This is a genomic window from Streptomyces sp. NPDC036984, from assembly GCF_055607665.1.
The window spans coordinates 280,291-305,141 of the sequence record NZ_JBVJRL010000001.1; the positions used below are offsets into that span (position 1 = coordinate 280,291).

Sequence of the window (24,851 nt, forward strand, 5' to 3'; positions counted from 1 at the left end):
CGGGGGTTCAGGGGGCGGAGCCCCCTGGTCGGTCAGCTGAAGCGCTGGGCGGCCGACCCGTCACAGCTCTGCAGCCGGGCCCGGTCCCCGGCCGCGCCCAGCGTCACGCACAGCCCCGTCGCCGCCGCCGGACGGACCGTCCCCGACTGGCGGACGAACTGCTGGTTGGCGCCGCCGTGGCAGTTCCAGAGGATCAGGCCGGTGCCGGCCGTGTAGGAACCGCCCGGCACGTCCAGGCACCGGTCATGGGTCAACTCCACGTGCAGCGAGCGCCGTTCGGTGTCGTACCACCAGCCCTGGTTGCGCCCCCCGTGGCAGTCCCAGCCGATCACCTCGGTGCCGTTGGCGCTCGATCCGCCCGAGGCGTCCAGGCAGGGGCCGGTGGCCGGGCTCGTCAGCGGCCTGAAGGCGTCGTCCCAGGCGCCCGGGTACAGCCGGGGCGTGCCGGTGCTCGCCGGGTCGGCGCAACCGGCCTCGCGCAGGCCGGATTCGTAGAACCGGGTCAGGCAGGCGGCGAAGGCGCCGTGGCCCCGGGCGCCCGGGTGGAAGGACTGCCGTACCGAGTTGGAGTCGGGCGGGAAGGGGTTGGTGAGGTCCACGTACAGGCCCCGTGCCCAGGTGTCCTCCATGCAGACCTCGTGGCCGTGGAAGAGCCGGGAGTTGTCGAGGTAGGAGGCGCCGCTCTCCCGGGCCGCCTCGCGCATGCCGCGTTCGAAGAGCGGGACGGCGGTGTTCCGGCCCCAGGCGGCGTCGGAGTCGTAGCCGGTGCAGCCGCCCGGGAGCTTGCCCGGGTAGTCGGGGTTGTCGTGGATGTCGGGGCCGATGGGGCTCGGGTAGCCCATGAGGACGAGTGTGTAGTCGTCGTCCGCGTAGCCCGCGTTCCGCATGACCGTCCTCAGGTCGGCGACGGTGGCCTTCACCTTGGGCACGAGGGCGTCGACGCGGGCCTGCCAGCCGGGGTCGTACTTCGGCTCGCAGCGGCCCTGGAGGGTGAGATAGCGGGTGACGCAGTCGGTCATGACGGGGCCGAACCGGAGGTCGTCGTTGGCGCCGGCGACCAGCACGATCAGCTTGATCCGGGTGGTGCGGGCCTTGATGGCGAGGCTGTCGCTCTGCACGAGTTCGTCGGCGTACTGCTTGCTGCCGCCGATGCGGATGTTGCCGGTGTAGGCGCCCGAGCAGGCGACGTTGTAGGTGACGTCGGCGGGGATGCCGGTGCGGTGGATGGCCGCCTGGGGTGAGCGGTGGCACCAGTTGTCCGGGCCGTTGGTGCCGGGCTCGTAGGTGCCGACGCCCTCGCCGGAGATCTCGCTGTCACCCAGGGAGATCAGCGAGGTCTTGCGGTCGGCGAGGGGCCGCTGGGCCGGGTCGCCGTAGAGGGCGGTGGCCTCGGCGGCGCGGATGCGTTCCAGGTCGGGCGGGAGAGGTGTGGCCCCCTCCGCGGCCGCCGTCGCCCCCGTGACGGCCGTGGCGGCCGGGACCGCGTGGGTGGCGGGGGCGGTGAGGCCCGCGAACACGGTGGCGGCCGCCGCGACAGCGACGGCCGTCCATCTGATCCTGGATCTGACGCGTTTCATGACGCCTCCCCGAAGCAGGTGTTGCCCCCGGTATTTACTGGTGGGTAGTCAGATAGGGAATACACGTGCCGCGACAAGTGCTCATGTTTTCGGAGGTACGACGATGACGACCGAAGAGCCGCAGTACCGGATCGAGCACGACTCGATGGGCGAGGTCCGGGTCCCGGCCCACGCCAAGTGGCGCGCGCAGACCCAGCGCGCCGTCGAGAACTTCCCCGTCTCCGGGCAGCGGATCGAGCGGGCGCACATCGAGGCGCTGGCCCGCATCAAGGCGGCCGCGGCGAAGGTGAACGCCGAGCTGGGCGTCCTGGACAAGGACATCGCGGAGGCGATCCAGGAGGCGGCCGGGGAGGTCGCCGCGGGCAGGTGGGACGAGCACTTCCCGGTGGACGTGTTCCAGACGGGCTCCGGAACGTCGTCCAACATGAACACCAACGAGGTCGTCGCGACGCTGGCGACCGAGCGGCTCGGCCGGGACGTGCACCCCAACGACCACGTGAACGCATCGCAGTCGTCCAACGACGTCTTCCCGTCCTCGATCCACATCGCGGCCACCGCGGCCGTCACCCACGACCTGATCCCCGCCCTGGAGCACCTCGCCGCGTCCCTGGAGCGCAAGTCCGAGGAGTTCGCGGACGTGGTGAAGTCCGGCCGGACGCATCTGATGGACGCCACCCCGGTGACGCTCGGCCAGGAGTTCGGCGGGTACGCGGCCCAGGTGCGGTACGGCGTCGAGCGCCTCAGGGCCTCCCTGCCGCGCCTCGCCGAGCTGCCGCTGGGCGGCACGGCGGTCGGCACCGGCATCAACACCCCGCCCGGCTTCTCCGCCGCCGTCATCGAGGAGGTCGCCCGGGCCACCGGGCTGCCGCTCACCGAGGCCCGCGACCACTTCGAGGCGCAGGGCGCCCGGGACGGCATCGTGGAGACCAGCGGGCAGCTGCGGACCGTCGCGGTAGGCCTGACGAAGATCGCCAACGATCTGCGCTGGATGTCCTCCGGGCCGCGCACCGGTCTCGCCGAGATCCGGCTGCCCGACCTCCAGCCCGGCTCCTCGATCATGCCGGGCAAGGTCAACCCGGTCGTCCCGGAGGCCGTGCTGATGGTCGCCGCGCAGGTCATCGGCAACGACGCCACCATCACCACCGCCGGCGCCGCCGGCAACTTCGAGCTGAACGTCATGCTCCCGGTGCTCGCCAAGAACGTCCTGGAGTCGGTCCGGCTGCTCGCCAACGTCTCGCGGCTGCTGGCCGACCGGACCATCGACGGCATCACCGCCGACCGCGAACGCACCCGCGAGTACGCCGAGTCGTCCCCGTCCGTGGTGACCCCGCTGAACAAGTACATCGGCTACGAGGAGGCCGCGAAGGTCGCCAAGAAGTCGCTCGCCGAGCGGAAGACGATCCGTGAAGTCGTCCTGGAGAGCGGGTACGTGGAGCGCGGCGACCTGACGCCGGAACAGCTGGACGAGGCGCTGGACGTGCTGCGGATGACACGGCCGTAACCGCGAGCGAAGCTTTCCGGCCACCCCGGAGCACCGTGATGTGCACCGCAGCAGTCGTATGCCCGTGGCACCTAATATCTGTCCATGACGGACGACGGAGCGGTGGCACGAGTGGCAGCGGGACCTGCGACGCACTGGACCCCGGGGACGCAGATCCTGTGGCGTTACCGGGAGAACGGCGGCGCACACTTCCACATCGCCCGGCCCGTCACCGTCGTACGCGACGACGCGGAGCTGCTGGCGGTGTGGCTGGCACCCGGCACCGAGTGCGTGAAGCCGGTCCTGGCCGACGGCACGCCGGTGCACCTGGAGCCGCTGGAGTCCCGCTACACCAAGCCGCGCACGGTCCAGCGGGACCGCTGGTTCGGCACCGGCGTGCTGAAGCTGGCCCAGCCCGGCCGGCCCTGGTCGGTGTGGCTGTTCTGGGACCCGGGCTGGCGGTTCAAGAACTGGTACGTCAATCTGGAGCAGCCCCTGGCCCGCTGGACGGGCGGGGTGGACTCCGAGGACCACTTCCTGGACATCTCCGTGCACCCGGACCGGAGTTGGCACTGGCGGGACGAGGACGAGTTCGCGCAGGCCCAGCGGGACGGACTGATGGACGCGGCGACTGCGGAGCGGGTGCGGGCGGCCGGACGGGAGGCGGTGGAGGTGATCCGCGCGTGGGGGCCGCCGTTCTCCGATGGCTGGCCGCACTGGCGCCCGGACCCGTCCTGGGCGGTACCTTCTCTCCCCGAGGACTGGGACCGTACGCCCGCGCACGTGTCCTCATGAGACTCTTGATGCGCCCCGGGGCAAGAAACGTAGGATCGTCCTCCGCAAGGGCGCGTAAGTGCAACTACCGGAGCATGAGCCGGGCTTGACCGATCGTCACCGAGGGGCGGCAGGACGTGAGCGAGGGGTACGAGGGCGGCACCACCGCGGACCGCGGCGGCTCAGCGAACGGCACAGAAACAACCTCTGACCCCGCGGGAATTCCGTTCCTGGGGCACGTATTGCGGGTATCGGCACTTCGGCGGGACCAACTGCGCGCCCGGCGCACCCGGCGCACAGCCCCGGACGGATGGATGCGACACGCGTGACGGAGCAGCCCACCTCCTTCGAACGCCCCCAGCCGGGCGTCGACCCCGCGGAGGGCCGCGGGGCGCTCCTGCGTACCCCGAAGCAGCTCGGCAACCCGGCCTTACCCGCGCAGCCCCGTCCCGAGGGAACGCCCTCGGGACCGGGCCCGGCCACGCCCGGTGGCAAGGGAAAGGACGGCAAGGGGAAGGAGCCCCCAGTCAACGGCCCCGAGCACGCGCAGCCCGCCACCGACGACCCGATGGGGGTAGCTGCCACCAGAGGGAGTTCGAGCGTGGAGGACCATCGCCCGCGCCCCGCGCCGGAGGCCATCCCGGCGCAGCCCGGTGCCGAGCAGGAGCGGGCGCCGGCCGGCCAGGAGCGCCGTACCGGGCGGGGACTGCCGCCGGGGCGGCCGATGCCGATGCGGCGTGACGGGGACCGGCTCAGGTTCGTGGGCGCGGCCACCCGGCGGATCGCCCGCGGGCTCGACCTGGACGAGATCGTGATGGGGCTGTGCCGGGCCACCGTGCCGACGTTCTCGGACGCGATCCTGGTCTATCTGCGCGACCCGCTGCCGGTCGGCGACGAACGGCCCACCGGTCCGGTGGTGCTGCGGCTGCGCCGCACCGACCGGATACCTCAGGAGCGGGACACCGACGGGGTGCTGCTGCCGCCGGCGTTCGAGCCGGAGCCGGAGCCCTCGGCGCTGGCGGATCTGTCGTCGCTCACCACCGAGCTGTGCGAGGTACGGCCGGGCGGCGCCCTGAACGAGGTGCTGCGCGGGGTGCGGCCGGTGTTCGCCGACGCGCCCGCCGCCCGGGCCGCGCTGCCCGAGCTGCTCGGCGAGGGCGGCGAGGCGGTCGTGCCGGGCGGGCAGCACGCGATCCTCGCGCCGCTGCGCGGCCGGCGCCGGGTGATCGGTGCGGCACTGTTCCTGCGCCGCCCGGACCGGCTCGCGTTCGAGGCGGACGATCTGCTGGTGGCCGCGCAGCTGGCCACACACAGCGCGCTCGGCATCGACAAGGCGGTGCTGTACGGCCGGGAAGCGTACATCGCCGACGAGCTGCAGCGCACCATGCTGCCCGAGACCCTGCCCCGCCCGACCGGCGTCCGGCTGGCCTCGCGCTATCTGCCGGCGGCGGAGACCGCCCGGGTCGGCGGCGACTGGTACGACGCCATCCCGCTGCCCGGCAGCCGGGTCGCGCTGGTCGTCGGCGATGTGATGGGCCACTCGATGACCTCGGCGGCGATCATGGGCCAGCTGCGCACCACCGCGCAGACCCTGGCCGGACTCGACCTGCCGCCGCAGGAGGTGCTGCACCACCTGGACGAACAGGCGCAGCGCCTCGGCTCCGACCGCATGGCGACCTGCCTGTACGCCGTCTACGACCCGGTCACCCACCGCATCACGATCGCCAACGCCGGTCATCCGCCGCCCGTGCTGCTACACCTGGGCGGCCGGGCCGAGGTGCTGCGGGTGCCGCCGGGTGCGCCGATCGGCGTCGGCGGGGTGGACTTCGAGGCGGTGGAGCTGGACGCGCCCGCCGGGGCGACCCTGCTGCTGTACACCGACGGGCTGGTGGAGTCCCGGCTGCGGGACGTGTGGACCGGCATAGAGCAGTTGCGGGAGAAGCTGGCGGCGACCGCCCAGCTGACCGGGCCCGACCATCCGCCGCCCCTCGAGGCGCTGTGCGACGAGGTGCTGGACATGCTCGGCCCGGGCGACCGGGACGACGACATCGCGCTGCTCGCGGCCCGCTTCGACGGGATCGCGCCGAGCGATGTCGCCTACTGGACGCTGGAGCCGGACGAGACGGCCCCCGGCCAGGCCCGCCGGCTGGCCCGGCGCGCGCTCGCCCGCTGGGACCTGGAAGACCTGACGGACTCGGTGGAGCTGCTGGTCAGCGAGGTCGTGACGAACGCCGTACGGTACGCGTCGCGTCCGGTGACGCTGCGGCTGCTGCGCACGCACGTGCTGCGCTGCGAGGTCGGCGACGACGTGCCCCAGCTGCCGCGCCTGCGGCAGGCCCGGGCCACGGACGAGGGCGGGCGCGGCCTGTACCTGGTGAACAAGCTGGCCCGGCGCTGGGGAGCGACCCGGCTGAGCACCGGCAAGGTGGTCTGGTTCGAGCTGAACCGGGGCTGAGCCCCGCCGGTGTGACGACGAAGGGCGCCCGGAGACTCCGGGCGCCCTTTCGTGCGTCTACTGGCCGAGATCCGCGTCGGGGTCGAGCGGGTCCTCGGTGACGGGATCCGTCGGTACCCCGGTGCTCGGGGTCTGCGTCGGCGTCTTGCTGGGCGTCTGCGACGGCGTCTGCGACGGGGTCTGGGACGGGGTCTCGGTCGGTGACTGGGACGTCGGCGGCGCGCTGGACGGCGTCTGCGACGGCGTCTGGGTCGGGGTGTGCGTCCAGGTCGGCGTCTCGGTCGGTTCGACGGCCGCGCCCTGCGTGGTGTTCAGGTCGAACGTGGCCTTGCCCGTGACACCGAAGGTGTACGCGGCCCAGATCTTCGCCGGGTAGTCGCCGCCGTTGATGCGGCCGGGCGGGGGGACCAGGGGGCCGGTCGCGCCCCGCATGGACACATGGGCCTTGGTCTTCGGGTCCTCGCCGAACAGGCCGACGGAGGTGACCAGGTCGGGGGTGTAGCCGGTGAACCAGGCCGACTTGTTCTCGTCAGAGGTACCGGTCTTGCCCGCCACCTGACGGCCGCCGCGCAGCGGGTTGCCGGCCACGGACCTCTTGGCCGTACCGTCGTCGACCACGCCGGTGAGCACCGAGGTGACCGTGTCGGCGGCCGTGCGGCTGATCACCGAGCCGCCGACCGGGTCCGGGATGTCGACCGTACGGTCCTTCTGTTCAGCCGACTTGATGACGCTCGGGGTCACCTTGTAGCCGTGGTTGGCGAAGGTGGCGTAGATGCCGGCCATCTCCAGGGGGCTGGCGCCCATCGAGCCCAGCGTCTGGGCGGGCACGGCCTGCATGCCCTTGGTGTCCATGCCGAGCCTGCCCGCCGTGCTCATGACCTTGTCCATGCCCACGTCCACGCCCATCTGCGCGAAGACGGAGTTGACGGACTTGTTCATGGCCTGCTGGACGGTGATGTCGTCGTAGCTGACGTCGTCCTCGTTCGGCGGGGCGAAGCCGACCTTGGTGCCGTGGTCCACGACGGGGCGCCGGCTGGTGCCGTCGTAGAGGGTGTTGGCGGTGATCGGCTTGCCGTTCTGCGTGGTGGCGTTCTGCTCCAGCGCGGCGGCGAGGATGACCGGCTTGAACGTCGAGGCCGGCTGGTAGTCCTTGCGGGTGGCGTTGTTGTAGTAGTGCTCGTAGTAGTTCTTGCCGCCGTAGAGCGCGACGATCTTGCCGGTCTTGGGGTCGACGGAGACGGCGCCGGCCTGGATGTCGCCGTCGACCTTGCGCTTCTTCTTGTCGAGCTTGCTGGTCAGCTCGCTCTTGACGGCCTTCTCCAGCGCGGCCTGCTTCTTGCGGTCGATGTTCAGGGTGATGGTCCAGCCGTTCTCGACGACCGCGCTCTCGGCCTGCGACTGGGTCAGGCCCTGCTCCGCCATCAGCTGGTTCTCCAGCTGCTGGTTGGCGAGCTCGACCAGGTAGCCCTTCTGTCCGTCGAGGCCCGGGGCGCCCTTGGGGTCCTTGATCTTGGGGAAGCGCAGGCCCTGCCGCTCGGCCTTGGGCAGCCAGCCCTCCTCGACCATGTTGTCGAGGACGTAGTTCCAGCGCGCCGTGACCAGCCTCTTGCCGGTGGGGGTCGCGACCGCCCAGTCGTACTGGCTCGGCGCCTGGAGCAGCGCGGCGAGATAGGCGCCCTGCTTGACGTCGAGGTCCTCGGCGTCGACGTGGAAGTAGGCCTGGGCGGCGGCCTGGATGCCGTAGGCGTTGCGGCCGTAGTAGCTGGTGTTGATGTAGCCGGCGAGGATGTCGTCCTTGGACTTCTCCCGCTCCACCTTCAACGAGATGACCAGTTCCTTCATCTTGCGCGTGACGGTCTGGTCCTGGTTGAGGTAGAAGTTCTTGACGTACTGCTGGGTGATCGTGGAGCCACCCTGCTTGCCCTTGCCGGCCAGCGTGTTGAGCAGACCGCGGGCCGTGCCTTTGAGGTCGACGCCGGCGTCGTGGTAGAAGCTCTTGTTCTCCGCCGCCACGAAGGTCAGCTGGACCTTGCGCGGCACCTTGTCCAGGTCGACGATCTCGCGGTTGACCTCGCCCTGGCGGGCCAGGATCGTCCCGTCACTGAACTTGTAGACGTTGCTCTGGCGCTGGGCGGCGGCGTTGCCCTCCGGGACGTCCACGTACATGTAGAGCCCGATGAAAGCCGCGATGACCAGCAGGCACATCCCGAAGAACGTCCCGAGGATCTTCTTCCAGGTGAACATCCGGCGTATGAGGCTCTTCGGCGGCTTCGCCGCGGCACCGCCCGCGGACGCGGTCCCCGCCGCGGGCGTGGAGGGGCGGCGCTTGGGCGCCGCACGGCGGCCACCGCGCTGTCGCGCTCGTCTCTCTTCCGCTCGTCCCATGGGTCCCTACGCTCGCTTCCGTCTCGGGGTCAGCTTCGAAAGCTAACACCCGCCTATATGACAAAGGGCGTCTGATCCGTTCTTTTACGGACGTGACAATCAGCACCCACCCCAAGGGAACCGACGGTTCTGAGCGGCGAGGGGTTGCCTGACAGCCCAAAAGTGATATCACTTAGCTAGAAGCAAGCTAGGCACCACGAGAACGGGGGCTCACCCATGTCCGACCTGCCCGAAATGCCAACCCCGCGCGTACGGGAGTTCACCGCCCACAGCATCGGCGGCGGGCTCGCCCTGCTGCTCGGGCTGGTCGGGCTCGGCGCCGCGGCCGCACTGTTCGCGGCCTCGGGGGCGGCCTCATCCTCCGGCGCCGAGGGCGGTCTCATCGCCGCCGGCGTCGCCGTCCTGCTCGCGTCGCTCATCGCGATGCGCGGCCTGAACACGGTCGCGCCGGGCGAGGCCAGGGTCGTCCAGCTCTTCGGGCGCTACCGGGGCACGATCCGGCAGGACGGCCTGCGCTGGGTGAACCCTTTCACCTCCCGGACCCGGATATCCACCAGGGTGCGCAACCACGAGACCGCCGTCCTGAAAGTCAACGACGCCTACGGCAACCCGATCGAGCTGGCCGCGGTCGTGGTCTGGAAGGTCCAGGACACCGCGCAGGCCACTTTCGAGGTCGACGACTTCGCCGAGTTCGTCGCCACGCAGACCGAGACGGCCGTGCGGCACATCGCCATCGAGTACCCCTACGACGCCCACGACGAGGACGGCCTGTCGCTGCGCGGCAACGCCGAGGAGATCACCGAGAAGCTGGCCGTCGAGCTGCAGGTGCGGGTGGAGGCGGCCGGAGTGCAGATCATCGAGTCGCGCTTCACTCATCTCGCGTACGCTCCCGAGATCGCCTCGGCGATGCTCCAGCGACAGCAGGCGGGGGCGGTCGTCGCGGCCCGGCGGCAGATCGTCGACGGCGCCGTGGGGATGGTCGAGGCGGCACTCGCCCGCATCGCCGAGCAGGACATCGTGGACCTGGACGAGGAGCGGAAGGCGGCGATGGTGTCCAACCTGATGGTCGTGCTGTGCGGGGACCGCGCCCCGCAGCCGGTCCTCAACACCGGGACCCTCTACCAGTGACGGACTCCCCGGAGACCCCGAAGCGCCGGCCGCAGCAGCGCAAGCAGGTGCTGCTGCGGCTGGACCCGTCGGTGTACGAGGCGCTCGCCCGCTGGGCCGGGGACGAGCTGCGGTCGGCCAACGCGCAGATCGAGTTCCTGCTGCGCAAGGCACTGGCGGAGGCGGGACGACTGCCCAAGGACACCGGACCGCTGCCGCGCCGGGGGCGGCCGCCCGGCGGCTCGGCCGGGTAGCAGAGCCGTGTAGCACAACCGTGACAATCGCCCGCCACCTGCGCGGCCGTACCCCCCGCCAATGCCTGCACACTCGGCGTATACATACCGCGTATACACCGTGTGTAGAGTGCTCCCATGTCCATCGGTCACACCCTTCTAGGGCTCCTGGAGTCCGGCCCGCGCCACGGCTACGACCTCAAGCGGGCCTTCGACGAGAAGTTCGGTCACGACCGGCCGCTGCACTACGGCCAGGTCTACTCCACGATGTCCCGGCTGCTGAAGCACGGCCTCGTGGAAGTCGACGGCATCGAGGCGGGCGGCGGCCCCGAGCGCAAGCGGTACGCCATCACGGACGCCGGCATCACCGACGTCGAGCGCTGGCTCGCCACCCCGGAGAAGCCGGAGGAGTACCTCCAGTCGACCCTCTACACCAAGGTCGTCCTCGCCCTCCTCACCCACCGCGACGCGGCCGACATCCTCGACACGCAGCGCGCCGAGCACCTGCGCAGCATGCGGATCCTGACCGACCGCAAGCGCAAGGGCGATCTCGCGGACCAGCTGATCTGCGACCATGCCCTGTTCCACCTGGAGGCCGACCTGCGCTGGCTGGAACTGACCGCCGCGCGCCTCGACAAGCTCCGTGCGGCGGTGGCCCGATGACCCCTCCGCCCGGCTCCCTGCTCGCCGCCGAGAACCTGCGCAAGGCCTACGGCCCCACGGTCGCGCTCGACGGCGCCGAGTTCTCCATCCACCCCGGTGAGGTCGTCGCCGTGATGGGCCCCTCCGGCTCCGGCAAGTCGACGCTGCTGCACTGCCTCGCCGGCATCGTGCCGCCCGACTCCGGCTCCATCACCTACGCCGGCCGCGAACTGGCCGGCATGAGCGACAGCGAGCGCAGCGCGCTGCGCCGCAGCGAGTTCGGCTTCGTCTTCCAGTTCGGCCAGCTGGTCCCCGAGCTGACCTGCGTGGAGAACGTGGCGCTGCCGCTCAGGCTGAACGGCACCTCCCGCAAGCAGGCCGAGCGGGCCGCGCTCAGCTGGATGGAGCGCCTGGAGGTGGACGACCTCAAGGACAAGCGGCCCGGCGAGGTCTCCGGCGGCCAGGGCCAGCGGGTCGCGGTGGCGCGGGCGCTGGTCACCGGACCCCGGGTGCTCTTCGCCGACGAACCGACCGGCGCACTCGACTCGCTCAACGGCGAGCGCGTGATGGAGCTGCTCACGGACGCGGCCCGGTCCACGAACGCGGCCGTCGTGCTCGTCACGCACGAGGCCCGGGTCGCCGCCTACTCCGACCGGGAGATCGTCGTACGCGACGGCAGGTCCCGGGACATGGAGCGGGCCATATGAACGTCCGGCAGTGGGCCAGGGATCTGGCGATGGGCGTCCGGTTCGCCGTCACCGGCGGGCGCGAGGGCTGGGTCCGGATGGTGCTCACGGCGGTCGGCGTCGGCCTGGGCGTGGCGCTGCTGCTGCTCACGACCGCGCTGCCGAACGTGCTGACGGCGCGGCACGCGCGCGAACAGGCCCGCCAGGACCTCACCTACGGCAGTGCCGTGCCGCCCAAGGGCGAGAACACCGTGCTGGTCGGCCTGAGCAACACCAACTGGCACGGCGAGGACGTCCGGGGCCGGCTGCTCCAGCCCGAGGGCGCGCGGGCGCCGCTGCCGCCCGGTGTGGACCACTTCCCGAAGAAGGGCGAGATGGTGGTCTCGCCCGCGTTGAAGGAGCTGCTCTCCTCGGACGGGGCGAAGCTGCTGCGGGAGCGGCTTCCGGACCGGATCACCGGCACGATCGGCGAGGCCGGGCTGATCGGCTCGCACGAGCTGGCCTACTACGCGGGCGCCGACGGCATGGTGGCGGCCAAGAACAGCACGCGCGTGGTGCGGCTGACCGCGTTCGGTGATCCGCACCCGACGACCGAGCGGGCCGACCCGGTGCTCATCCTGATGACACTGGTCGTGTTCGTGGTCCTGCTGACGCCGGTCGCCGTGTTCATCGCCGCGGCCGTACGGTTCGGCGGCGAGCGGCGCGACCGCCGGCTGGCCGCGCTGCGCCTGGTGGGCTCCGACAGCCGGATGACCCGCCGCATCGCGGCCGGCGAGGCGCTGGCCGGGGCGCTGCTCGGACTGCTGGTCGGCACCGTCTTCTTCCTGATCGGGCGGCAGGTGGCGGGCTCGGTGGAGGTACTGGGCGAGAGCTTCTTCCCGAGCTATCTGGACCCCTCCCCCGCGCTGGTCTCGCTGGTCGCGGTGGCGGTTCCGGCCGCCGCGGTGCTGGTCACGCTGCTCGCGATGCGCGGGGTGGTGGTGGAGCCGCTCGGCGTGGTGCGTACGGCCAAACCGGCCCGGCGGCGCCTGTGGTGGCGGCTGCTGCTGCCGCTGGTGGGCCTCGGGATGCTCTACCCGATGATCGGCAACGGCCGCGACCACGGCGACTTCAACCAGTACCTGGTCACCGGCGGCGTCCTGCTGGTCCTGGTCGGCGTCACGGCGCTGCTGCCCTGGCTCGTCGAGGCGGTCGTCGCCCGGCTCGGCGCCGGCGCGGTCTCCTGGCAACTGGCCGTACGACGGCTTCAGTTGAGCAGCGGTACGGCGGCCCGCATGGTCAACGGCATCGCGGTGGCGGTGGCCGGGGCGATCGCGCTCCAGATGCTGTTCGCGGGCGTGGAGAGCCAGTACACCAAGGACACCGGCCTGGATCCGAACCGGGCGTCGATGGAGGTCGACCTCTCGGACCGGGCCCGGCTGGCGGTGGCGGCCCGCGAGTTCGCCCGCACCGAGGGCGTGCGCGAGTCGGTGGCGATCTCCACCGGCGGACTCGGCGACAAGCGACGCGACCCCGCGGCCACCGTCGGCATCACCGTCGGCGACTGCGCCGCGCTGCGGGAGCTGGCCCATCTGCCGTCCTGCCGGGACGGTGACGTGTTCGCCGTGCCCGGCACGGAGGACGACGCCGCCATGCGGGCCCTCAAGCGGCCCGGCCGGCGCGGCTACCTGGACGCCACCTACTCGGAGGGCGAGCGCGGGCGCGAGATCCCCTGGACGGTACCGGCCGGCCTGCGGCAGGTGACCGCCCGCAAGGACTCGCTCCAGTCCGGGATCGACGGCCTGCTGCTCACCCCGTCCGCACTGCCCGCCGAGGCCGGGTCGGTGCTGTACCACCAGGTCTACATCCGCCTCGACCTGTCGGTGCCGGACGCGGACGAGCACGTGCGCAACACGGCCGCGCGGGCGGACCGCCTCGCCAACGCCTGGCACTGGACGGCGACCCAGCAGGCCACGAAGTACACCTCCCTGCGCACCGGCCTGTTCATCGGCGCGGTCGGTGTGCTGGCGCTGATCGGGGCGAGCCTGCTGGTCTCCCAGCTGGAGCAGTTGCGTGAGCGGCGCAAACTGCTGTCGTCGCTGGTCGCCTTCGGCACCCGGCGCCGCACGCTGAGCCTGTCGGTGCTGTGGCAGACGGCGGTGCCGATCGCACTCGGCCTGCTGCTGGCCTCGGCGGTGGGACTGGCCCTCGGCACGGTGCTGCTGAAGATGACGGCCACCCCGGTGACCGTCGACTGGGCGAGCGTCCTGTCGATGACCGCCGCCGGCGCGGCGGTGGTCCTCACGGTCACCCTGCTGAGCCTGCCACCGCTGCTGCGGATGATGCGGCCGGAGGGGCTGCGCACGGAGTAGGCGGAGTAGGCGGCGCAGCCGCCACAGGGCGGCGGGGAACTGCGCGACCGGCCCCCACCGGCCCGCAGCCGCGCGCCCCGGGAACCCCCCTTCCCGGGGCGCTAGTCCAGCACCCGCACCGGCAGCGCGCGGAGCGCGTCGCGCAGAGCCGCCGCCAGCTCCTCGTACTCCGCAGAGCGCGCGGCCCCCGCCCGCATGGCGAAGGCGACCCGGCGGCTCGGGGCGGGCTCGGCGAAGTAGCCGGTCAGCAGCTGGCTGCTGCGGGCGGTCTCCAGCTTCAGCGCGGTGCGCGGCAGCAGCGTGCAGCCGAGGCCGCCGGCCACCAACTGGACCAGCGTGGACAGCCCGGCGGCCGTGGTGGTGACCGGCGCGTCCTCGCGGCCTGCCTCCCGGCAGATGTCGAGGGCCTGGTCGCGCAGGCAGTGGCCCTCGTCCAGGAGCAGCAGGTTCAGCTCCCGCAGCGCCTCGCGGGGGATGCCCTCCCGGCCGCCGAGCCAGTGATCGAGCGGGGTGACGAGCACGAAGTCCTCGTCGAAGAGCGGGAGTTCCACGACACCGGGCACCCCGAGCGGCACAGCGAGCAACAGCAGATCCAGCCGGCCGGAGTTCAGGCCGTCGATCAGGTTGGCGGTCTGCTCCTCGTGCACCTGGAGGTCGAGGTGCGGGTAGCGCTCGTGGACGAGGCGCAGCACGGCGGGCAGCAGATACGGCGCCACCGTCGGGATCACCCCGAGGCGCAGCACGCCCGTGAAGGGCGCCCGGACCGCCTCGGCCTCCTCCAGCAGCGCCCCGACCGCCTCCAGCACCGCCTTGGCCCGTACGGCCAGCCGCTCACCCGCCGGCGAGAGCAGTACCTTGCGGGTCGTACGCTCAAGGAGGGTCACGCCCAGTGTCTCCTCGAGCGCCGAGACCGCGCCGGACAGCGCGGGCTGGCTCATCCCGATGGCCGCCGCCGCGTCCCGGAAGTGCAGATGCTCGGCCACGGCGGCGAACGCCCGCAGCTGCGCCAGGCTCGGTTGCTTCCGCTTGCCGTTACTGATGGTCACTGATAGCTACCTCCGATCAACACGACCGATTGTAGCTATTTCCCTAATCAATGGGTCGTGTGCCAACATCAACAACGTCCAACCCATGAGAAACACCCCAAAAGGGCAGTTTCTTCGCTGCAAGGAGAGCGCGTGCTCACTGTCGGTGACAAGTTCCCCGAGTTCGAACTGACCGCCTGCGTCTCGCTGGAGAAGGGCAAGGAGTTCGAGCAGATCAACCACAAGTCCTACGAGGGCAAGTGGCTCGTGGTCTTCGCATGGCCCAAGGACTTCACGTTCGTGTGCCCGACCGAGATCGCCGCGTTCGGGAAGCTGAACGACGAGTTCGCCGACCGCGACGCCCAGATCCTCGGTTTCTCCGGTGACTCCGAGTTCGTCCACCACGCCTGGCGCAAGGACCACCCGGACCTGACCGACCTGCCGTTCCCGATGATGGCGGACGCCAAGCACGAGCTGATGCGCGACCTCGGCATCGAGGGCGAGGACGGCTACGCCCAGCGCGCCGTCTTCATCGTGGACCCGAACCACGAGATCCAGTTCACGATGGTCACCGCCGGTTCCGTGGGCCGTAACCCCAAGGAGGTCCTGCGGGTCCTGGACGCCCTCCAGACCGACGAGCTGTGCCCCTGCAACTGGAGCAAGGGCGAGCAGACCCTCGACCCGGTCTCGCTGCTGGCTGGTGAGTGACCCGTGTCGCTCGACTCCCTGAAGTCCCGTATCCCGGACTACGCCAAGGACCTGAAGCTCAACCTGGGCTCGGTCATCGGCAACTCGGAGCTGCCGGCGCAGCAGCTGTGGGGCACGGTGCTGGCGACCGCGATCGCCTCCCGGTCCCCGATCGTGCTGCGTGAGCTGGAGCCGGAGGCGAAGGCGAACCTCTCGCCGGAGGCGTACCAGGCCGCCAAGTCGGCCGCCGCCATCATGGCGATGAACAACGTCTTCTACCGCACCCGGCACCTGCTGTCCGACCACGAGTACGGCACCCTGCGCGCGGGCCTGCGGATGAACGTCATCGGCAACCCGGGCGTGGAGAAGGTCGACTTCGAGCTCTGGTCGTTCGCGGTCTCCGCGATCAACGGCTGTGGCATGTGCCTGGACTCGCACGAGCAGGTGCTGCGCAAGGCCGGCGTGGAGCGCGAGACCGTCCAGGAGGCGTTCAAGATCGCCTCCGTGGTGCAGGCGGTCGGTGTCACCCTCGACGCCGAGGCCGTGCTGGCCGAGTAAACCGCACGACGAGGACCCCGTTCACTCCTGGTGGACGGGGTCCTTCGCGTTCTCGGCCGCAAGCTCGGTGGCCGCCTGCGGCTGCCGGACCTCCTGCGAATACTGCCGCAGATACCCGACCACCGTGTTCGTCACCGCCACCAGCGGTACGGCCACCACCGCGCCGCCGATACCGGCCACCATGCCGCCGGCGGCCACGGTCAGCACCACCGCCAGCGGGTGGACGCGGACCGCGCGGCCGAGGATGAACGGCTGGAGGACGTGCCCCTCGATCTGCTGGACCGCGAGGACCACCGCCAGAGTCATCACGGCCGTGAAGACACCCTGGGTGACCAGCGCCACGATCACCGCGAGCGCGCCGGAGGCGACCGCGCCGACCAGTGGGATGAACGAGAACAGAAAGATGAAGACGGCCAGCGGGACGGCCATCGGCACGTCCAGGAAGTAGATGCCGATGCCGATGAAGATGGCGTCGATGAGGGCGACCAGGACCGTGCCGCGGACGTAGGCGGTCAGGGTGCGCCAGGCGCGCGGGCCGGCGCCGGCCACGCCCGGGCGGGCGGCCGAGGGCACCAGCTTCAGGAACCACTCCCAGATCCGCTTGCCGTCGTAGAGCAGGAACAGCGTCGAGAAGAACACCAGCAGGATGCCGGTGAGGGCCTCCACGATGACCTGGACGCCCTCCAGGCCCGCGGACGTTATCTGGTCGGCGTTGGCGCCGATCGCCTCGCGCAGGTTCTTGGCGATCTGGTTGATCTGCTTGTCGGTGACGTGGAAGGGGCTCTTCAGCAGCCAGTTGCGCAGATCGTCGATGCCGCTCTGGATCTGGCTGGAGAGCGTGTCGATGTTCTCCATGACCTGCCAGGTCACGAACCAGCCCATCAGGCCGATGACGACGAAGCCGCTGATGGCGGTGAGCGCGGTGGCCGGGCCGCGGGGCACCCCGCGGCGGGTCAGGCGGGCGACCGTCGGCTGGAGCATGGCGGTGACCAGCAGCGCGATGACGAAGGCGAACACCACCAGCTGGACGGCGCTGATGACCCGCATCAGCACCCAGACCGTGCCGGCCAGTACCAGCACCCGCCAGCCGGCCTCGGCGGCGACCCGGACACCCCAGGGCACGGCCTCGGCAGGGTCGGGGCGGGGGCCGCGCGCCGGCGGCGCGGGCTTGCGGGCGGGCCCGGCCGCCTCGGCGGCGGGCGCGTCGGCCGGCGCGGACGCGGAGGTCTCGGCCGGCTCGGCGGACGCGGCCGGCTCGGCGGTCTCGGCCGGCTCGGCGGACGCGGCCGGCTCGGCGGTCTCGGCCGGCTCGGCGGACGCGGCGGGCTCCGCGGGGTCCTGCTCCGCCGCCGCGCGGCGCTCGTTCAGGCGCTCGCTCATCTCGGTGAGACCGGCTCCCAGCCGGCCGAGCCACCCTGGCACTCGCGACATCATCCGTCCTCTTCCCCCGCGTCCCTGGGTGTTCGCCACCACTCCCCCCTGGAGTCGTCCGGTACGACCGTACAGGGCGAAAGCCCCTCCCCTGAGGACGGGGAGGGGCTGCGCGAGGTTGAGCGCCGGACGGGCGGGCGTCCTAGTACCAGTGGTTGGCCTGCCAGAACGACCAGGCCTGGCAGGGGCTGCCGTAGCGGCCGTTCATGTAGCTGAGGCCCCACTTGATCTGGGTGGCCGGGTTGGTCTGCCAGTCGGCACCGGCGGAGGACATCTTGGAGCCGGGCAGGGCCTGGAAGAGGCCGTAGGCGCCGGAGGAGGCGTTCACCGCACGGTAGTTCCAGCTGGACTCGTGGTCCACGATGTTGCTGAAGCACTGGAACTGGTCGCCCGCCACCATCTGACGGGCCATCGCCTGGATCTGCGCGACCGAGTAGCTGCTCTGGGTCGGGAAGCTGGAGGAGTCGCGGACGTCGTCGCGGCTGGCCGTCGCGGCCTTGGTCTCGGCGCGCTCCTTGGCCTCCTTGGCCGCCTTGGCCGCCTGCTCGGCCGCTTCCTTCTTCGCGATCGCGGTCTCGGCGGCGGCCTTGCGGGCCGCTTCCTCGGCGTCCTTCTTGGCGCTCGCGTCCGCGGCGATGGCCTGAGCGTCGGCCTGCTGCGTCAGGGACGCGGTCTGCACCTGCGCCTGCTGACCCGCGGGTATGTCCGCGAGGAGCGTGGTGTCGGCTGCCGTCGCCTCGGCGTCGTTGTTGTTCTGCGCGACGCTGCCCGAGGCAACGCCGACGACGCTTCCGACGGCGGTGACCGCGGTGGCCGAGGCCACTGCGAATCCCCGGACCGAAATCCGGCTCACACGGTTTCCTTCCAGCATCGCCCGCTTCGGTGACCCTGGCGGACGCAATCGTGCCCCTGACACTGGCCTCCCAACTGCGGGGTCACGGGAGGCGCGGGCCCGGTGGGCAACTCCCCCGAAGGGAGCGCCGCGAGGTGCTCGGGCGGCATACGACGAACTCTATGGAGTTGGTGATGCGTCTGTGGTGCCGTACCGCTGGGGGTACAGGTGTGTCGTATGCGGGGCCTGACAGGACTGAGACTCTGCCGTAACCGGACGCCGGGTGGCAATTCTGCGTTGCGTGTGAAAGCTCACATCCCGTTTGGCCCCAGGGATTTCAGGAAAGCTCCACGCGCGAAGGCGCCGCCCGGCTAGGCTCGTCGCCTTTGCCGGACGGCGCCAACGGCCGTCAGGTCAGCGTCAGATGTGGCCGTCCTCCAGCATTTCGGTCACAAGCGCTGCAATCTGGGACCTCTCGGACCTGGTCAGCGTGACATGGGCGAAGAGGGGATGCCCCTTCAGCTTCTCCACGACGGCGACGACGCCGTCATAGCGGCCTACGCGCAGATTGTCCCGCTGTGCCACGTCATGGGTCAGTACCACCCGCGAGTTGGCACCGATCCGGGACAGAACGGTCAGCAGAACGTTCCGTTCCAGCGACTGCGCCTCGTCCACGATCACGAACGCGTCGTGCAGCGAGCGCCCGCGGATGTGGGTGAGCGGAAGCACCTCCAGCATCCCGCGCGCGGTGACCTCCTCGATGACCTCCCGGCTGGTGACCGCCGAGAGGGTGTCGAAGACGGCCTGCGCCCACGGGCTCATCTTCTCCGCCTCGCTGCCCGGCAGATAGCCCAGCTCCTGCCCGCCGACGGCGTACAGCGGCCGGAAGACCATCACCTTCTGGTGCTGACGGCGCTCCAGCACCGCCTCCAGGCCCGCGCACAGCGCCAGCGCCGACTTGCCGGTGCCGGCCCGGCCGCCCATCGAGACGATGCCGACGTCCGGGTCGAGCAGCAGGTCGAGCGCGATGCGCTGCTCGGCGCTGCGGCCCTTGATGCCGAACACCTCCCGGTCGCCGCGCACCAGCCGGACGTTGCCCTCGGCGGTGACCCGGCCGAGCGCCTTGCCGCGCTCGGACTGGATGGTCAGGCCGGTGTGCACGGGGAGGTCGGAGGCCTCCGGCACGTACACGTGTCCTTCCTCGAAGAGGATGTCCACCTGCTCGGCCGACAGGGTGAGTTCGGACATTCCGGTCCAGCCGGAGTTCTCCGTGATGGCGAGTTCGGCCCGGTACTCCTCGGCGAGGAGGCCGACCGAGGACGCCTTGATCCTGAGCGGCAGGTCCTTCGACACGACGGTGACGTCGAACCCCTCGGCCTGCAGGTTGCGGGCCACCGCGAGGATGCGGGAGTCGTTGTCCCCCAGGCGATAGCCGGTGGGCAGCACGCTGGGGTCCGAGTGGTTGAGCTCGACACGGATCGTCCCGCCGAGCTCCCCGATCGGGATGGGGGCATCGAGGCGACCGTACTTCACCCGGTAGTCGTCCAGCAGGCGCAGCGCCTGGCGGGCGAAGTAGCCGAGTTCGGGATGGTGCCGCTTGGCCTCCAGCTCCGTGACCACCACGACGGGGAGCACGACCTCGTGCTCGTCGAAGCGGCTCAGGGCGTTCGGGTCGGCCAGCAGGACGCTGGTGTCGAGAACATAGGTGCGCCGGTCGGGCTTGTGGCGCTTTGTGCTGGTCACCACGGAAGGACGTACCCCCTCGGATGAGGTCGGGGAGCGACGAAGTGATGCTGGACCGGTGTCTGGCCCCCGCGGCACGGCGAGCCGTGAACCGGCCCCCCGCGGCTGCTTCCGTGCCAGGACCGCACGGTCGGGCTGGTGCAAAGGGCCTCCCGGGCGGACGGCCCCGTGCCGCCCGCTGAGATCCGACGCCCGTGGTTCGGGTGTCGACCTGCTTGGCTTATGCCCTCGAACATGCGCCGCCATGCAAAAGCGGCCACCAGCGCGCCGGTGAACTCCTTGTTACGTCCTCGCGAATCGGGGTATCCGAAAGCGCCCCGCCACCGGGCGGCGGCGGGGCGGTGCGGGCGGGTCAGCCGCCGTAGCGGCGGTGACGTGCGGCGTAGTCACGCAGGGCGCGCAGGAAGTCGACCTTGCGGAAGGCCGGCCAGAAGACCTCGCAGAAGTAGTACTCGGAGTGCGCGGTCTGCCAGAGCATGAATCCGGACAGCCGCTGCTCTCCGCTGGTGCGGATCACCAGATCCGGGTCCGGCTGGGCTCCGGTGTAGAGGTGACGCCCGATCATGTCGATGTCGACGGACTCGGCGAGGTCCTCCATCGGCACGCCCTTGTCGTGCGCGTCGAGCAGCATCGAGCGCACGGCGTCGGCGATCTCCTGCCGGCCGCCGTAGCCGATGGCCACGTTGACGAGTATGCCGTCGATGTGGGCGGTGGCCTCCTCGGCCTCCTTCAGCGCCGTCTGCATCTGCGCGGGCAGCAGGTCGAGGGTGCCGACGTGGTGCACGCGCCAGCGGCCGTCGGCGGCGAGGGTGCGGACGACGTCCTCGATGATGCCGAGCAGGGGGACGAGTTCCTCCTGCGGCCGGTCGAAGTTGTCGGTGGACAGCAGCCACAGCGTGACGACCTCGACGTCGGTCTCGCTGCACCAGCCGAGGAACTCCTCGATCTTCTCTGCGCCGGCCCGGTGACCGTGGACGGTGCTGGAGCCGGACGCCTTCGCCCAGCGGCGGTTGCCGTCCATGATGACGCCGATGTGCTTGGGCACCTGAGCGTGGTCGAGGTGGCCTTCCACCCGGCGTGCGTAGAGCCTGACGAGCAGGCCGCGCAGCTTGTCGCGCAGGTTCACGTAGACCCTCCGGGGGTTGGGCGCGGGGAACGGGGTGCCGGAGCCGTCGAGCCTACCGCTGTCTGCGGCCTGCTTCCGGCACGGGGTTTTGAGGTGCGGGATTCGTGCGGTTTCGCCGCCGACTGCGGGTCGGCGGGGGCGATCGCGCCCGCGCGGCGGAGCCCGCCCGCCGCACATGGTGCCCCTGGTGGGAGACGCCGGCCTGTGGCCGAGCAGTTCCGGGCGGGGACGAAAAAACGGGCCGGTCCGTGGGGGGGAGACGGACCGGCCCGAGGGGGGGTTTCCACCATAACCCTTCGTAAGGGATGGTGGGTGCATCGGCGTGCCACAACTACTCTCCGGAATCATCCGGCAACGCCCCGGTGGCCGCAGAATGTCGGATTCAGGGGTGCTTCCTGGCCGATTCACAGCAGAATCCCAGGGGATTCCGGTCGGATACGAATGAATTCGTAGGGCTTACGCCATCTTGGTGGCACATCGGCGAGTTGCCCAGGGTCCCCCCGATGGGCGGTGCGGCCAGCGAACGGTGACTTGACGATTCCGCTACGGAGACCGAACGAAGATCATCCGGTTTCACGGCACCGCGCAGCCCCCTCCACTGCGCGGTACCGGCCGCGCAGCTTTGCTGACGCGAATAACCTTGGTCTGAACTTACGTGACGGGTGGGACTCACGAGAACCAGGATCGATAACAATGTGGAAACCCTGGGAGAACAGGAGATGAACCGTCACCCGCTTTGATCAGGTATGCCCTTTCCATCGGATTTCGTCAGCGGCCCGGCCTGCGTACGTCGAACAGCTGCCGGGCGCTGTGCGCGACGAACGGTCCCTCCTTCTCGATCCGCTCGTGCAGCGCACGGAGTTGGGGCTCGTACGCCTCCACCGTGAAGCCCGGGACCATCCAGACCACCTTGCGCAGGAAGTGGACGACGGCGGCGATGTCCTGGAACTCCATCCGCAGCCGCTCCGCCCGCAGATCCACCACCTCCAGCCCCGCCGCCTCCGCGTCGGCGCGCTCCCGCTCGGGGGCGCGGGCCCGGCGCACCTCCTCCGGCTGCGGCCCGAGGAAGTACTCGACCAGCTCGAAGACGCTGCTGGGCCCCACGTGCTGGGCGAAATAGGTGCCGCCGGGCCGCAGCACCCGGGCGATCTCGTCCCAGTACGGGCGGACCGGATGGCGGCTGAGCACCAGGTCGAACGCCTCGTCCGCGAACGGCAGCGGCGCGTCGTCCGGGGCGGCGACCACCACGACACCGCGCGGCCGCAGCAGGGCGGTGGCCTTGGCGACGTTCGGCGGCCAGCCCTCCGTCGCCGCGACCAGCACCGGCCGGTCCGGCTCCGCCCCGCTCAGCGCGGAGTCCAGCACCTCCCCGCCACCGGTCTGGACGTCGAGCGCGGCCTCGGCTCCCGCCAGCCGCTCCCCCGCCGACCGGGCGTACCCCCACGAGGGCCGGGCCTCACTGGCCCGCCCCTCGAACCAGGAGAAGTCCCATCCCTCGGTGGGCACGGCGACGCCCTCGGCCACGAGGTCCTCGAAGGATCGGTTCGCTGTCATCCCGCCATGATCCCAAGGGGCGGACGACGGGGCCTGCCGGTTATCCGGCGATCCGGGCGAACCGGCGGCGACGGGCCTGCCGGTTTTCCGGCGGACCGGCGGCGACGGTCGTCACCTGCCGTCCCGGGCGTCCCCGCGGGCCTCCCCGAGAATCAGCAGGACGTGCTCGTCCTCCCCGTGCCGGACCGTGCCGGACCGCTCGAAGCCGTGTCTCTCCAGCACGCGGACGGAGGCGGTGTTTCCGGCGAAGGGGTCGGCGTACAGCGGGCGCACCCGCTCCAGCTCCAGAAACAGGCCGAGGGCACGGGTGCCGATGCCGCGGCCCCAGTACGGCCGCCCGAGCCAGTAACCGACGAACCGCCGCCCGTCCTGCGTCCAGGACACCACGCTCCCGGCGACCTCCCCGTCGACGGTGACCGTCCGCACCAGGCAGTCGGGATCAGCCAGCACCCGCTCCCGCCAGTGCCGGAAGAAGACGTCCCTTGGCCGGGGGGTGAACCTCGACCGCCGGACGGCTTCGGGGTCGTGCTCGTAGGCGAAGAGGGCCTCCAGATCCTCGTCCGTGACCTGCCGCAGAAACACGGCGGCGCGCTGGTCGGTCCTGTTCGTCCCGTCGGTCTCGTCCGTCATGCAGGGCAGTGTGGCACCCCCCACTGACAATGGCCCTGACCAGCGAAGAGGCGCCTCACGGCAGCAGGGGGCGGACCTTCTGTGCGGCGAACCGCACGAATCCCTCCGGGTCCGGCTCGTCCGCCGTCGGCTGGAGGACGACGGTGTCCGCACCGGCCTCGGCCAGCCGGCGCACGGCCTCGGCCACGGCGGCCGCGTCGCCGGCGACGCCCACGCCCGGCACCGACTCCAGCCCCTCGGCGGCGAGTTCGGCACGCAGCCGGACGTCGGCCCCGTCCCCTGTGGCTGTCAGGAGATAGACGACGACCCGATGCGACCCGGCGCGCCCAGCCGCCTTCCGCCCCTCCTCGACGAGCTGCCGGGCCCGACGTACGCCGTCCACCGAGGTGGCGGCGGTGAGGAGGGTGCCGTCGGCCTTCTCGCCGGTGAGCCGGAGCGTACGGGGTCCGGTGCCGCCGGCGAGTACGTCGACCGGGCGCTGCGGGGGCCAGTCCAGGGCGACGTCGTCCAACTGGACGTACCGCCCGCGCACAGTGAGCCGCTCCCCGCGCAGCAGGGCGCGCAGGGCGTCGAGGTGCTCACCGAGCAGGCCGAGCGGTGAGGCGGCCCGGGCGCCGACCTGGCCCATCCAGTCCTGCACACCGTGCCCCACGGTCAGGATGGCCCGGCCGGGGAACATGCGCTCCAGCGAGGCGGCCTCCATGGCGGTGACGGCCACGTTCCGCAGCGGCACGGGCAGCAGACCGATCCCGACCCGTAGCCGCTCGGTCCAGGCGAGCGCGGCGGCGGCCGTGGACATCCCGCCCTCCAGGAAACAGTCTTCCCACAGCCACAGCTCTTCGAGCCCCGCGTCCTCCGCGGCGCGGGCGACGGCCCGCAGCCGCTCGGGTGGAAGCTGCGGACGGAATACGGCGCCGAGTCCTGTCATAGGCCCCTTCCTAGTGGGGAGGACGGGGGAAGGACAACGCATTTACGAACCCGGCGAGTTGACGGCCCGGCGGCGGAGCGGAGGACGGGGCATGGGGCGGCGGCGAGAGCGCTGGCGGGACGGTCGGGGGCGGCTGATCGTGCGGGACGACCCCGCGGAGGCACCCACCGCGCCCGCCCCCCTGGAGATCCCCCTGCAGATCCCGCTGGAGATCCCGCTGGAGATCCCGCTGGAGATCTCGACCTCCTACCGGGCGCGGACGAAGGGATTGCTGGGCCGGGACTCGGTGGACGGGGCGATGCTGCTGTCGCCGGCGAGCGGGGTGCACACGTTCGGGATGCGGATCCCGATCGACGTCGCCTACCTGGACCGCCGCCTGACCGTCATCGCCGTCCGCACGATGCTCCCGGGCCGCCTGGGCCTGCCCCGCCCGCGGGCACGGCACGTACTGGAGGCGGAGGCCGGGGCGATGGCGGGGTGGGGGCTGCGGCCGGGCGTGCGGGTGGAGGTGGAGAAGTTGGCTTGATCCGTGGGGGTACGGGGCGTTACGAGGGTGAGGCCGCCGGAGTGCCGGAGACGGTGTTCACCTGGGCTTCGGAGTCTTTGGAGTCGTTGAAGTCCTTGGAGACTCTGGAGTCCTTGGAGTC

Annotated in this window: 21 protein-coding genes; 11 read left to right on the plus strand and 10 right to left on the minus strand. The window is 71.2% G+C overall.

What is annotated here, in order from left to right; all coding sequences use genetic code 11:
* Window positions 1-32: 32 nt before the first annotated feature.
* Complete coding sequence (locus ACZ7DL_RS01270) at window positions 33-1,577, minus strand: ricin-type beta-trefoil lectin domain protein (RefSeq protein WP_470770444.1); 1,545 nt, start codon at window positions 1,575-1,577, stop codon at window positions 33-35.
* A 103-nt stretch (window positions 1,578-1,680) separates the two neighbouring features.
* On the opposite strand from ACZ7DL_RS01270, the gene ACZ7DL_RS01275 reads away from it, so the two are divergent.
* From ACZ7DL_RS01275 to ACZ7DL_RS01285, 3 genes are all read left to right on the plus strand, one after another.
* Window positions 1,681-3,078 carry a class II fumarate hydratase gene (locus tag ACZ7DL_RS01275; RefSeq protein WP_470770446.1) on the plus strand — a complete coding sequence of 466 codons (1,398 nt, stop codon included), beginning with the start codon at window positions 1,681-1,683 and terminating at the stop codon, window positions 3,076-3,078.
* Window positions 3,079-3,162: 84 nt separating this feature from the next.
* Window positions 3,163-3,852, plus strand: coding sequence for a cytidylyl-2-hydroxypropylphosphonate hydrolase (fomD, locus tag ACZ7DL_RS01280; RefSeq protein WP_470770448.1), 690 nt, complete (start codon window positions 3,163-3,165; stop codon window positions 3,850-3,852).
* A 304-nt stretch (window positions 3,853-4,156) separates the two neighbouring features.
* Window positions 4,157-6,286, plus strand: coding sequence for a SpoIIE family protein phosphatase (locus tag ACZ7DL_RS01285; protein ID WP_470770449.1), 2,130 nt, complete (start codon window positions 4,157-4,159; stop codon window positions 6,284-6,286).
* Between the two features lie 57 nt (window positions 6,287-6,343).
* On the opposite strand, the gene ACZ7DL_RS01290 is transcribed toward ACZ7DL_RS01285, so the two are convergent.
* Entirely contained in the window at window positions 6,344-8,671 is a 2,328-nt protein-coding gene (locus tag ACZ7DL_RS01290) for a transglycosylase domain-containing protein (protein ID WP_470770451.1), read from the minus strand.
* A 216-nt stretch (window positions 8,672-8,887) separates the two neighbouring features.
* On the opposite strand from ACZ7DL_RS01290, the gene ACZ7DL_RS01295 reads away from it, so the two are divergent.
* The 5 genes from ACZ7DL_RS01295 (at window position 8,888) to ACZ7DL_RS01315 (ending at window position 13,690) form a co-directional block, all read left to right on the plus strand.
* Window positions 8,888-9,799, plus strand: coding sequence for an SPFH domain-containing protein (locus tag ACZ7DL_RS01295; protein ID WP_470770452.1), 912 nt, complete (start codon window positions 8,888-8,890; stop codon window positions 9,797-9,799).
* Window positions 9,796-10,032 carry a type II toxin-antitoxin system antitoxin gene (locus tag ACZ7DL_RS01300; RefSeq protein ID WP_470770453.1) on the plus strand — a complete coding sequence of 79 codons (237 nt, stop codon included), beginning with the start codon at window positions 9,796-9,798 and terminating at the stop codon, window positions 10,030-10,032. The genes ACZ7DL_RS01295 and ACZ7DL_RS01300 overlap by 4 nt, the downstream gene beginning before the upstream one ends.
* A 117-nt stretch (window positions 10,033-10,149) precedes the next feature.
* On the plus strand, window positions 10,150-10,674 hold the full coding sequence (locus tag ACZ7DL_RS01305) for a PadR family transcriptional regulator (protein WP_360743530.1): 525 nt from the start codon (window positions 10,150-10,152) through the stop codon (window positions 10,672-10,674).
* Window positions 10,671-11,360, plus strand: a complete 690-nt coding sequence (locus ACZ7DL_RS01310; protein ID WP_470770456.1) for an ABC transporter ATP-binding protein — start codon at window positions 10,671-10,673, stop codon at window positions 11,358-11,360. Before ACZ7DL_RS01305 ends, ACZ7DL_RS01310 begins: the two co-directional genes overlap by 4 nt.
* The gene (locus tag ACZ7DL_RS01315) at window positions 11,357-13,690 is read left to right on the plus strand and encodes an ABC transporter permease (protein ID WP_470770457.1); all 2,334 of its coding nucleotides are present in this window, start codon (window positions 11,357-11,359) and stop codon (window positions 13,688-13,690) included. The genes ACZ7DL_RS01310 and ACZ7DL_RS01315 overlap by 4 nt, the downstream gene beginning before the upstream one ends.
* A 101-nt stretch (window positions 13,691-13,791) precedes the next feature.
* Here ACZ7DL_RS01315 and ACZ7DL_RS01320 read toward each other — a convergent pair whose 3' ends face one another.
* Window positions 13,792-14,736 carry a LysR substrate-binding domain-containing protein gene (locus ACZ7DL_RS01320; protein WP_470770459.1) on the minus strand — a complete coding sequence of 315 codons (945 nt, stop codon included), beginning with the start codon at window positions 14,734-14,736 and terminating at the stop codon, window positions 13,792-13,794.
* Window positions 14,737-14,868: 132 nt separating this feature from the next.
* Here ACZ7DL_RS01320 and ACZ7DL_RS01325 point away from each other — a divergent pair, with 132 nt between their 5' ends.
* Both ACZ7DL_RS01325 and ACZ7DL_RS01330 read left to right on the plus strand, forming a co-directional pair.
* A complete protein-coding gene (locus ACZ7DL_RS01325) occupies window positions 14,869-15,423 on the plus strand; it encodes a peroxiredoxin (RefSeq protein ID WP_470770461.1) in 555 nt (184 codons plus the stop codon).
* A gap of 3 nt (window positions 15,424-15,426) precedes the next feature.
* Window positions 15,427-15,960: an alkyl hydroperoxide reductase gene (locus ACZ7DL_RS01330; protein WP_014674689.1), complete on the plus strand. Its 534-nt coding sequence runs from the start codon at window positions 15,427-15,429 to the stop codon at window positions 15,958-15,960.
* 21 nt (window positions 15,961-15,981) lie between these two features.
* Here ACZ7DL_RS01330 and ACZ7DL_RS01335 read toward each other — a convergent pair whose 3' ends face one another.
* The 7 genes from ACZ7DL_RS01335 to ACZ7DL_RS01365 all read right to left on the minus strand — a co-directional run bounded on the left by ACZ7DL_RS01335 (window position 15,982) and on the right by ACZ7DL_RS01365 (window position 24,204).
* On the minus strand, window positions 15,982-17,391 hold the full coding sequence (locus ACZ7DL_RS01335; protein WP_470770463.1) for an AI-2E family transporter: 1,410 nt from the start codon (window positions 17,389-17,391) through the stop codon (window positions 15,982-15,984).
* Window positions 17,392-17,533: 142 nt separating this feature from the next.
* Window positions 17,534-18,244, minus strand: coding sequence for an aggregation-promoting factor C-terminal-like domain-containing protein (locus tag ACZ7DL_RS01340; RefSeq protein ID WP_470770465.1), 711 nt, complete (start codon window positions 18,242-18,244; stop codon window positions 17,534-17,536).
* A gap of 399 nt (window positions 18,245-18,643) precedes the next feature.
* Window positions 18,644-19,969, minus strand: coding sequence for a PhoH family protein (locus ACZ7DL_RS01345; protein WP_470770467.1), 1,326 nt, complete (start codon window positions 19,967-19,969; stop codon window positions 18,644-18,646).
* A gap of 349 nt (window positions 19,970-20,318) precedes the next feature.
* Window positions 20,319-21,092: an isoprenyl transferase gene (locus ACZ7DL_RS01350; protein WP_470770469.1), complete on the minus strand. Its 774-nt coding sequence runs from the start codon at window positions 21,090-21,092 to the stop codon at window positions 20,319-20,321.
* 768 nt (window positions 21,093-21,860) lie between these two features.
* Window positions 21,861-22,646 carry a class I SAM-dependent methyltransferase gene (locus tag ACZ7DL_RS01355; protein WP_470770470.1) on the minus strand — a complete coding sequence of 262 codons (786 nt, stop codon included), beginning with the start codon at window positions 22,644-22,646 and terminating at the stop codon, window positions 21,861-21,863.
* A 111-nt stretch (window positions 22,647-22,757) separates the two neighbouring features.
* Window positions 22,758-23,276, minus strand: a complete 519-nt coding sequence (locus tag ACZ7DL_RS01360; protein WP_470770472.1) for a GNAT family N-acetyltransferase — start codon at window positions 23,274-23,276, stop codon at window positions 22,758-22,760.
* Window positions 23,277-23,331: 55 nt separating this feature from the next.
* On the minus strand, window positions 23,332-24,204 hold the full coding sequence (locus tag ACZ7DL_RS01365) for an LLM class flavin-dependent oxidoreductase (RefSeq protein WP_470770473.1): 873 nt from the start codon (window positions 24,202-24,204) through the stop codon (window positions 23,332-23,334).
* Between the two features lie 91 nt (window positions 24,205-24,295).
* Between ACZ7DL_RS01365 and ACZ7DL_RS01370 the strand changes: the two genes are divergently transcribed.
* A complete protein-coding gene (locus ACZ7DL_RS01370) occupies window positions 24,296-24,730 on the plus strand; it encodes a DUF192 domain-containing protein (RefSeq protein WP_470770475.1) in 435 nt (144 codons plus the stop codon).
* Window positions 24,731-24,851: the final 121 nt, after the last annotated feature.

Excerpts from the sequence above, each read along its gene's own strand:
- ACZ7DL_RS01270 (WP_470770444.1), bottom strand. The coding sequence starts at position 1,577 with ATGAAACGCGTCAGATCCAGGATCAGATGGACGGCCGTCGCTGTCGCG.
- ACZ7DL_RS01275 (WP_470770446.1), top strand. The coding sequence starts at position 1,681 with ATGACGACCGAAGAGCCGCAGTACCGGATCGAGCACGACTCGATGGGC.
- fomD (WP_470770448.1), top strand. The coding sequence starts at position 3,163 with ATGACGGACGACGGAGCGGTGGCACGAGTGGCAGCGGGACCTGCGACG.
- ACZ7DL_RS01290 (WP_470770451.1), bottom strand. The coding sequence starts at position 8,671 with ATGGGACGAGCGGAAGAGAGACGAGCGCGACAGCGCGGTGGCCGCCGT.
- ACZ7DL_RS01295 (WP_470770452.1), top strand. The coding sequence starts at position 8,888 with ATGTCCGACCTGCCCGAAATGCCAACCCCGCGCGTACGGGAGTTCACC.
- ACZ7DL_RS01305 (WP_360743530.1), top strand. The coding sequence starts at position 10,150 with ATGTCCATCGGTCACACCCTTCTAGGGCTCCTGGAGTCCGGCCCGCGC.
- ACZ7DL_RS01310 (WP_470770456.1), top strand. The coding sequence starts at position 10,671 with ATGACCCCTCCGCCCGGCTCCCTGCTCGCCGCCGAGAACCTGCGCAAG.
- ACZ7DL_RS01315 (WP_470770457.1), top strand. The coding sequence starts at position 11,357 with ATGAACGTCCGGCAGTGGGCCAGGGATCTGGCGATGGGCGTCCGGTTC.
- ACZ7DL_RS01335 (WP_470770463.1), bottom strand. The coding sequence starts at position 17,391 with ATGTCGCGAGTGCCAGGGTGGCTCGGCCGGCTGGGAGCCGGTCTCACC.
- ACZ7DL_RS01355 (WP_470770470.1), bottom strand. The coding sequence starts at position 22,646 with ATGACAGCGAACCGATCCTTCGAGGACCTCGTGGCCGAGGGCGTCGCC.
- ACZ7DL_RS01360 (WP_470770472.1), bottom strand. The coding sequence starts at position 23,276 with ATGACGGACGAGACCGACGGGACGAACAGGACCGACCAGCGCGCCGCC.
- ACZ7DL_RS01365 (WP_470770473.1), bottom strand. The coding sequence starts at position 24,204 with ATGACAGGACTCGGCGCCGTATTCCGTCCGCAGCTTCCACCCGAGCGG.
- ACZ7DL_RS01370 (WP_470770475.1), top strand. The coding sequence starts at position 24,296 with ATGGGGCGGCGGCGAGAGCGCTGGCGGGACGGTCGGGGGCGGCTGATC.